This window comes from Vibrio genomosp. F10 str. 9ZD137 (genome assembly GCF_049974785.1).
GTDB lineage: Bacteria > Pseudomonadota > Gammaproteobacteria > Enterobacterales > Vibrionaceae > Vibrio.
Genome location: NZ_JBNGCJ010000944.1, coordinates 1 through 943, shown reverse-complemented (window position 1 = coordinate 943; position 943 = coordinate 1). Strand labels below are relative to the sequence as shown.

2 protein-coding genes are annotated in these 943 nt (G+C 40.6%); one reads left to right on the top strand and one right to left on the bottom strand.

Annotated features, from left to right (window positions below):
* The coding region (locus ACP45E_RS20660) for a DUF2057 family protein (protein ID WP_141707460.1) at window positions 1–280 on the top strand (280 nt) is incomplete at its 5' end.
* 281 nt (window positions 281–561) lie between these two features.
* Here ACP45E_RS20660 and ACP45E_RS20655 read toward each other — a convergent pair.
* Window positions 562–943 (bottom strand): NfeD family protein (locus ACP45E_RS20655; protein ID WP_069585492.1); only part of this gene is annotated, 382 nt, incomplete at its 5' end.

The following is a 943-nucleotide window of genomic DNA, read 5'->3' as shown; positions in this document are numbered from 1 at the left end:
AGCGGCAACAGCAACAACCGCCGTAGCAGTTGAGAGTAAACCGAAAGCTAAGGCTTCTTCTGATCAAAGCCAGCCATCTCAAATGGTTGAATATTGGTATGAGAAAGCGTCTAACGAAGAAAGAACCGTATTCAGTGACTGGGCGTTTGATAACAGAAAAACTAAAGAAGTAGAAGTTATCGAAGGCAGTAAAGCATTAGAAATGACCAGTTACTGGTATGGCCAGGGTAATGTGAAGGAAAGAAAACAGATTTTAGCTTGGTTATTAGAGCAAGAATAAACTTAAAAGGCAGGTGAAATCTCAGTGATAAACACCTGCCTATTACCTCATACTTTTTGCCCTTTTTTTTGTTGGCAAATAAATGCCGTCAACCTGACAACGTCACCGCTCTCAAGTTTACAATCAACAAGTGGACCCGTCTGTGGAGTTCCTGTGTTTGATAATACAGGAAATGAGAAAACTAAGGCTAAAAACATGATTTTGGCTAGGTTCATTCTTTGTCCTCTTATTTTTCACTTTAAATATGCAGTAAATCATGATGTATATGGGTTGTCCGTCAATTAAACAACTTCAACTTTTAGGGTGATGCCATTCACCGCTATTATTTTGATCGTTTGCCCAGACGATATTGCTTGAGATGTCTCTGCTTTCCAGGTGGAATCCCCAACTTTTAATCGACAAGACCCAGCAGGTAAATCTTCAGTCAATGTGATTACTTTACCCACAAGCTGCTTTTGTTTCTGATTGAGATCTCGCTTGCTATCGTCTTGAGTGTCTTTCTTAATTTGCTTTCGCCACCACAACCAGGTTGTCATAAGAGAAAATACCCCAAACGATACCCATTGTAGCTGCCAACTCATCGGTAAACTAGACAAGATAACACCGACAATAAGCGCTGAAATTCCTAGCCATAAAAAATAACCGGCGGTGCCCAGCAACTCC